The sequence below is a fragment of the Nonomuraea longispora genome (genome assembly GCF_004348345.1).
Lineage (GTDB): Bacteria > Actinomycetota > Actinomycetes > Streptosporangiales > Streptosporangiaceae > Nonomuraea > Nonomuraea longispora.
The window spans coordinates 1-7617 of sequence record NZ_SMJZ01000298.1; the positions used below are offsets into that span (position 1 = coordinate 1).

The following is a 7617-nucleotide window of genomic DNA, read 5'->3' on the forward strand; positions in this document are numbered from 1 at the left end:
GCTTTTTTTTTTCAAGGAGAAGACGGGAAACGAGGTCCTGAGAGGTCTCGTTGGCTGGGGGATGTGGATAAGAGGCAGGCAGCCCCTCCCGCGCCTCGGGCAGCAGCGCGAGCACCAGCTCGCCCGCCTCGAACTCGGCGTCGCCGCCCGGCCACGACAACTTGGCGTCCAGGCCGTGCATGGCCGCGCGGTAGAAGTTCTGGTACGCCTGCGCGAAGCGGTAGCCGGTCAGGTCGCGCTCGGCCTGCGACAACGTCAAACCCAGGAGGAAGGCCGTGTTCGCGGCCATGTCCGCGCACGAGGGGCCCGCGGGCAGCGCGCGCATCTCGATCCGCAGGTGGCCGCTGTCGGCCGGGTCGTAGACGGGCCGGTTCCACTGCCAGATCGTGCCCTGGTGCAGCCGGAGCTCGGGCACCTCGTGCGGGCGGGGATCCTCGGTGAGGTCGGGCACGATCGGCTCGTAGTCGCGTACGTACCGTTCGAACAGCTCGTGCGCGCCCTCGTGCACCCAGTCCGAGCCGAACGTGACCCGCCCGTCCCTGCGCCCGAGCCGCGCCACGTCCCGGTCGTCGGCGGCCTCCTCCATCAGCGCGATGCGGGTCTCCTCCCACAGGTCCCGCCCCAGGAAGAACGGCGAGTTGCCGCAGACGGCCAGCACCGGCCCGATGGCGAGCTGGGCGGCGTTGAACAGCCGGCCGAACCGCTCGGGCGGTGTGCGGATGTGCACCTGCCACGAGGTGTTGGCCGCCTCGAGGATCACGTCCTCCACCGACAGCTCCAGGTCCTCGATCTTGACGAGGAACGGTTCGAGCCGCAGCCGGCGAAAGCCCCTGCTCATGGCGCGGTAGCGGTTCTGGTCGCTCATCGCGCCCACCGTGAAGTCGTCGGCGCTGAGCGTGGGCAGGATGCCGATGGGCAGGGCGCCGCCGCCCTCGACGGCGCCGTCCACCTTGCCGATGGTCTCCTGGACCTCGGCGCTCAACGTCTCGAACGGCGTGCCCGCCAGCGGCGTGGGGGTGAGGTTCACCTCGAGGTTGAAGCGGCCGAGCTCCAGCACGACCCGCTCGTCGCCGAGCGCCTCCCGCACCTCGCTGTTGCGCGGCAGGGGCCTGCCCTGCTCGTCGATGAGGAACAGTTCGAGCTCCGCCCCGATCGTGGCGGGGCCCTGCCCGAAGCCGGGGGTGGCGAGCAGCTCGCGGAGCACGCCCACCTGCTCCTGGAGACGTTCACCGAAGCTGACGTACTCCGCTTCGGTGAAGCGTTCCTTGTCCAGATCTCGTCCCATCTCCCCTAACTGTCCCCGTCTTCATGGTTGACACCTCACCCGGGCAGGACACCGTCGTCCCGCTGGTAGGAGCCCGTATGCCCGCCGGCGCCGAGCGTCGCGAGCCGTACGGCGATCACCGCTCCCCCGCGCCGGCGGTGCGGTGGCCGCCGCTCCATGTGAGGCCGGTGGCGCAGGAGCCCCGGGCCTTGCGCGAGCTGCGGGAGTTCACCCTAAGCTCATGAGATGAGAGCGGTTGCCTTTGACATCTTCGGTGGCGAGCTCGACGTCCGCGAGCTGCCCGACCCGTCGCCCGCCCCGCACGGGGCGGTGATCAAAGTCGAGGCGACGGGGTTGTGCCGCTCCGACTGGCACGGCTGGCAGGGCCATGACCCCGACATCACGGCCCTTCCCCACGTCCCGGGACACGAGCTGGCGGGCGTGGTGGAGGCGGTCGGCTCCGACGTGCGCGGCTGGCGGCCGGGCGCGCGGGTGACCCTCCCGTTCGTGTGCGCGTGCGGGTCCTGCGCGACCTGCGTCACCGGCGACCAGCAGGTGTGCGAGCGGCAGACGCAGCCGGGCTTCACCCATTGGGGTTCGTACGCCGAGTTCGTGGCCGTCCACCACGCCGACGTCAACCTCGTCGCGGTGCCCGAGGACATGGCGTACGTCACCGCCGCGGGGCTGGGCTGCCGCTTCGCCACCGCCTTCAGGGCCGTGGCGCAGGTCGGCGAGGTGCGTCCCGGCGAGTGGGTGGCGGTGCACGGATGCGGCGGCGTGGGGTTGTCCGCCGTGATGATCGCGACGGCGGCCGGGGCGCGCGTGGTGGCCGTGGACATCAGCACCGACGCGCTGCACCTGGCCGAGCAGGCGGGCGCGACGCACTTCGTCAACGGCTCGGCCGGCGACGCGGCGGCCCAGGTCAGGGAGCTGACGAGGGGCGGCGCCCACCTGTCCGTCGACGCGCTGGGCAGCCCCCGGACGTGCGTCGCCTCGGTCGAGAGCCTGCGCAGGCGGGGCAGGCACGTACAGGTGGGGCTGTTGCCTGGCGCGCCGACGCCCGTGCCGATGGACCGCGTGATCGGCCACGAGCTACGGCTGCTCGGCAGTCACGGCATGGCCGCGCACGCCTACCCGCCGATGCTGGAGCTGATCAGGGCCGGCGTCCTCCATCCCGACCAGCTGATCACGCGCACGATCGGGCTGGGCGACGCCGGCAAGGCGCTGGCCTCGATCGGCTCGGTGCCGGGCGTCACGATGATCGTTCCCCGGGCGCCGCACGGCGGGTCCTGAGCGCCCGTTCCCCGAACCCGGGTCATAGGGTTATTTCATGGACTACGCACGACTTGGCAACACGGGCTTGAAGGTGTCGCGGATCTGCCTCGGCATGATGAGCTACGGCGATCCGGCCCGCCAGGAGTGGGCGCTGCCGCTGTCGGAGGCCGAACCGATGATCCGCAGGGCCGCCGAGGCGGGGGTCGACTTCTTCGACACCGCCGACGTCTACAGCAAGGGCGAGAGCGAGGTCGTGACCGGCGACGCGCTGCGCGCCATCTTCCCGCGGCGCGAGGACTACGTGCTGGCCACCAAGGTTTTCTTCCCCATGGGCAAGGGCGCCAACGACCGCGGCCTGTCGCGCAAGCACATCCACGCCGCCATCGACGCCTCGCTCTCCCGCCTCGGCACCGACTACGTCGACCTCTACCAGATCCACCGGTGGGACGACGAGACACCCATCGAGGAGACCATGGAGGCGCTGCACGACGTGGTCAAGGCGGGCAAGGCGCGCTACATCGGCGCCTCGTCCATGTGGGCCTGGCAGTTCGCCAAGGCGCAGCACGTGGCCGAGGCGCACGGCTGGACGAAGTTCGTCTCGATGCAGCCCCACTACAACCTCCTCTACCGCGAGGAGGAGCGCGAGATGTTGCCGCTCTGCGCCGACCAGGGCGTGGGGGTCATCCCGTGGAGCCCGCTGGCGCGCGGCGTGCTCGCCAGGGCGGGCTCCGACGCCACGACCACCAGGACGGGATCCGACGCGCGCATCGACTACCTGTACGACCCCGAGAACGACAAGCTCGTGATCGACCGGGTGGCGCAGGTGGCGCGCGACCGCGGCCTGCCGCCCGCCCAGGTGGCTCTGGCGTGGTTGCTGCACCAGCCTGCCGTGACCGCGCCGATCGTGGGCGCCACGAAGGACCGGCACGTCGACGACGCGGTGGCCGCGGTGTCGGTGACGTTGTCGGCCGACGAGCTGGACTTTCTCGCGGCCCCGTACCGGCCGCGTGAGGTGCGCTTCTGACGGGCGAGTTTGTCGGCCCGGGATCCTAAGGTGGTCCCATGCGGGCGAATGAGGAGGCAGCGGCGGCGCTGCAGGAATACGCGGAGCTGTTCGCGCTCTGCGGCGGCGACGCCTTCCGGGTGCGGAGCTACCAGAAGGCGGCCAAGGCGATCGCGGGGTTCCCCGAGGACATCTCGGTCGCCGACGTGCGCGCAGTCCCGGGCGTGGGCGAGGCGATCGCCAGGAAGATGGAGGAGTTCCTGCGGCGCGGGAGCTTCCGGCAGCTCGACGAGCTGCGCGGCCGGGTGCCCGAGGGCGTGCGCCGGCTGACCCGGGTGCCGACGCTGGGGCCGAAGACGGCCATCATGTTGTTCGAGGACTTCGGCATCGACTCCCCCGGGGCGCTGAGCGAGTCGATCACCGCCGGCCGCCTCGACGGCGTCAAGGGGCTCGGCCCCAAGACGCTGGCCAACCTCCTCAAGGGTGTCGAGCAGCTGGAGCAGGCGGGCCGCCGGGTGCACATCGGCGTCGCCATGTCGCTGGCCGAGCAGGTGATGGCCTCGCTGGAGGCCGAGCGCATCGCCTACGCGGGCTCGTTGCGGCGGATGAAGGACACGATCGGCGACATCGACATCCTCGCCGTCGCGCCCGAGTCCATCATGGCCGTCTTCCGCGCCCAGCCCTACGTCGCCGAGGTGATCGCGGCGGGCGACAAGAAGACCTCGGTCCGCACGACGTCCGGGGTCCAGGTCGACCTGCGCGTGGTGCCCGCCGGATCCTGGGGCGCGGCGATGCAGTACTTCACCGGCTCCAAGGAGCACAACGTCGCCATCAGGGAGATGGCGGTGAAGAAGGGCTGGAAGCTGTCCGAATACGGGCTGTTCGACGGCGACCGGCTGATCGCCGCCGCGTCCGAGGAGGAGATCTACGACGCGCTCGGCATGCAGTTCGTGCCACCGCCGCTGCGGGAGGACGGCGGCGAGGTCAAGGCGGCGCTGCGCGGCGAGCTGCCCGTCCTGGTCGAGCTCGCCGACCTCAAGGGCGACCTGCACACCCACACCGACCTGACCGACGGCATCGCCCCGCTGGAGGGCATGGTGGCGGCCGGCCGCGCCCGCGGCTACTCCTACTACGCGGTCACCGACCACGCTCCCGACCTCGTGATGCAGCGGATGACCCTGGACAAGGCGCTCAAGCAGCGCGGCGAGCTGGCCGAGCTGCAGCAGAGACATCCCGGCATGCGGCTGTTGCACGGCACCGAGCTCAACATCGCGCCCGACGGATCGGTCGACTGGCCGGCGGAGGTCCTGCGCGAGTTCGACGTGTGCGTCGCCTCGGTGCACTCCCACTTCGGGATGCCGCGCGACGAGATGACGCGCCGCTTCATCGCCGCCTGCGAGAATCCGTACGTCGACATCATCGGCCACCCCACGACCAGGAAGATCGGCAAGCGCCCGCCCGTCGACGCCGACTGGGACGCCGTCTTCCGCGCGGCCGCCCGCACGGGCACCGCCATGGAGATCGACTCCTACCCCGACCGGTCCGACCTGCCGGCCGACCTGGTGCGGCTGGCCAGGCACCACGGGGTCAAGTTCTCCATCGACAGCGACTCGCACGCGATCCCCCACCTCGCCCACCAGCGGTTCGGGGTGGGGATCGCGCAGCGGGCCTGGCTGACCATCGACGACGTCATCAACACCTGGCCCCTCGACCGCCTCCTGGCCTTCCTGGGCCGCTGACTGCTCGTCGAGGGTCAGGCCAGGTTCTCGTCGTCATCGGCTCCTCCAGGCCGGTGAGTCGCGCCGATACCGCGAACCCGTCATGGTCGTTCATCGCCTCCTGCCGAAACGGCGAGGAAACGCCCGCTCCCTTACAAAAAGGGTTTCGAACGGTCGCCGCAGGCCCTCAAGGTCCCTGCCGGTCGTTCCGGGACATCCCCTCGGAGGAAGGATCATGATGATTCGCGCTCTATCGGTCCGCGTGGCCGGGCTGGCCTGCGCCGTGCTTACGCTGGGCGTCGCCTCGGCGCCCGCCACCGCCGCCGCGTCAGGGCCGAGGCCCAAGCTGGGGGATGTTCAACAGGCGATGCGGTCCCTTGCCGGGACCACCGGCGTCGTCGGGGCCATCGGGGAGGTGTACGTCGACGGGAAGCGCCTCGGCAAGGGCTCGGCCGGCTCGCGTTTGATCGACGGCAAGGGAGGCCGGATCCCCAGCGACTCCCGCTACCGGATCGGGTCGCAGACGAAGCGGCTGACGGCGGTCGTGGTGCTCCAGCTGGTCAAGGAGGGCAAAATAGACCTGGAGGACAAGCTGGCCGACCTCCTGCCGGAGGTCGCCGAACAGGACGCCGTGGCACGGGCCGACGAGATCACCGTACACCAGCTGCTCCGGCACACCTCGGGCATCCCCAACTGGTTCGACGCCAAGCTGGTCGATCTCTACGACTTCACGACCTACTACCCGCCGCTCGACCTGGTGAAGATGTCACGCGATCAGCCTCGCACCGGAGAGCCGGGAGCGAAGTATCACTACTCCAACACCAACTACACGCTCCTCGGTTTGATCATCGAGAAGGTGGCGGGCAGATCGCTGGCCGCCGAGTTCGCCCGCCGGCTGTTCGGACCGCTCGGAATGAGCCGTTCGTATCTGCCGGCCAGGCCGCCCCAGGGCATCAAGGGCCCGCACGGGCACGGGTACCACACCGACCCCCAGGGCGGGCTGCGCGACATGCACCGGCTCAACGCGAGCTACGGGAACGCCGCCGGAGGGGTGATCTCCACCGCGCGCGACATCACCAGGTTCCACCGCGCCTTCGTCCAGGGCAAGCTGCTGCCTCCTGCCCTGCAACGCGTGATCACCGACCCGCAGGAGGGGCAGCCCACCCAGCCTCCCAGCGAACGCCTGTGCGGCGGCGACCCGGCGTTCGAGGTGCCGTCGGGCGGCACGGCGGGCTTCATCGCCACCACCTTCACCTCCTCGGACGGCCGGCTCCAGTTCGCCGTGTCCACCACGACGAGCGTCGGTTCACCGCTCACGATCAGCCAGGCCATCAACAAGGCGGCCGAGACAGTGCTCTGCCCGGACAAGTGACCGGGCGATGAAAGAACGCCCGGGGCGCGGGAATCGCGCTCCGGGCCGCACGTCTTCGACAGGATGACAGACCCTGTCACGTTGGATAAGGGGCTGTCCGCCGCCGACCACGACCTCGGCACGTACGCGAAGTCCTCCTGCGAGATGAGCCGTTGGTCGCGCGACGAGGGTGACCGGGCCACATGATCGAACGTCTCAACGCCGGGAGGGCGGTTCCCGCGCCAGCGCGGGCAGGCATGCGCTCTCGCAGATGGGGGAGGAATGACGCCTGGGACATTCCTGTGGAACGTTCCCTGACCGGCCGGACACGGATTGCGGCAAGGAGGCCTGCCACGATTAAATGCTTTCCAGGTAGGAAATACCTAGTGCTGGAGGTGACGTCCATGAAGCAGGCCACGACGACGATCGTGAAGCCGCTGCCCGACCACCTGTTCCGGGTGCACGGCGAGAGCGCCGAGATGAAATGGCAAGCCATGTCCGGGGTGGGCTACCACACCCCCAACGACCGGTTCTTCGTGCGCAACCACACCTCCACGCCGCTCATCGACGCGACGACCTGGCGGCTGCGGGTCCACGGCGCGGGGGTCCGATGGCCGCGCGAGTTCGGCTACGACGAGGTGCGGGCCATGCCCTCGCGGACGCTCGACGTGGCGATCGAGTGCGCGGGCAACGGCCGGCGGTTCTACGGCACGCAGCAGGACGACGCCGCTCCGGGCACCCAGTGGGGGCTGGGCGCGATCGGGGTGGCGCGCTGGCGGGGCGTGCTGCTGAAAGACCTGCTCGAAGAGGCGGGCGTGCGCCCCGAGGCGGTGGACGTGCTGCCCACCGGACTCGACGCCCCCTTCGAGGACTACGGGCACGTACGCCGCCCGCTGCCGATCGGCAAGGCCATGGACGACGCCCTCGTCGCCTACGAGATGAACGGCGTGCCGCTTCCCGCCGACCATGGCTTCCCCGCGCGGCTGGTGGTGCCGGGATGGGTGGG

At 70.3% G+C, this 7617-nt stretch carries 7 protein-coding genes; 5 read left to right on the top strand and 2 right to left on the bottom strand.

The genetic code is table 11. The features are described 5' to 3' along the window. A partial coding sequence (locus E1267_RS41205; protein WP_181957916.1) for a glutamate-cysteine ligase family protein occupies positions 1 to 1285 on the bottom strand: 1285 nt, incomplete at its 3' end. A 35-nt stretch (positions 1286 to 1320) separates the two neighbouring features. Then, entirely contained in the window at positions 1321 to 1443 is a 123-nt protein-coding gene (locus E1267_RS47525; protein WP_281283755.1) for a hypothetical protein, read from the bottom strand. Positions 1444 to 1510: 67 nt separating this feature from the next. Here E1267_RS47525 and E1267_RS41210 point away from each other — a divergent pair, with 67 nt between their 5' ends. The 5 genes from E1267_RS41210 to E1267_RS41230 form a co-directional block, all read left to right on the top strand. After that, a complete protein-coding gene (locus E1267_RS41210) occupies positions 1511 to 2557 on the top strand; it encodes a zinc-dependent alcohol dehydrogenase family protein (RefSeq protein ID WP_132341355.1) in 1047 nt (348 codons plus the stop codon). Between the two features lie 37 nt (positions 2558 to 2594). After that, entirely contained in the window at positions 2595 to 3563 is a 969-nt protein-coding gene (locus E1267_RS41215; protein WP_132341357.1) for an aldo/keto reductase, read from the top strand. A 38-nt stretch (positions 3564 to 3601) separates the two neighbouring features. Then, positions 3602 to 5281, top strand: a complete 1680-nt coding sequence (gene polX / locus E1267_RS41220; protein WP_132341359.1) for a DNA polymerase/3'-5' exonuclease PolX — start codon at positions 3602 to 3604, stop codon at positions 5279 to 5281. Between the two features lie 214 nt (positions 5282 to 5495). Then, complete coding sequence (locus E1267_RS41225; protein ID WP_165960089.1) at positions 5496 to 6632, top strand: serine hydrolase domain-containing protein; 1137 nt, start codon at positions 5496 to 5498, stop codon at positions 6630 to 6632. 383 nt (positions 6633 to 7015) lie between these two features. Beyond that, the coding region (locus E1267_RS41230; RefSeq protein WP_165960090.1) for a molybdopterin-dependent oxidoreductase at positions 7016 to 7617 on the top strand (602 nt) is incomplete at its 3' end.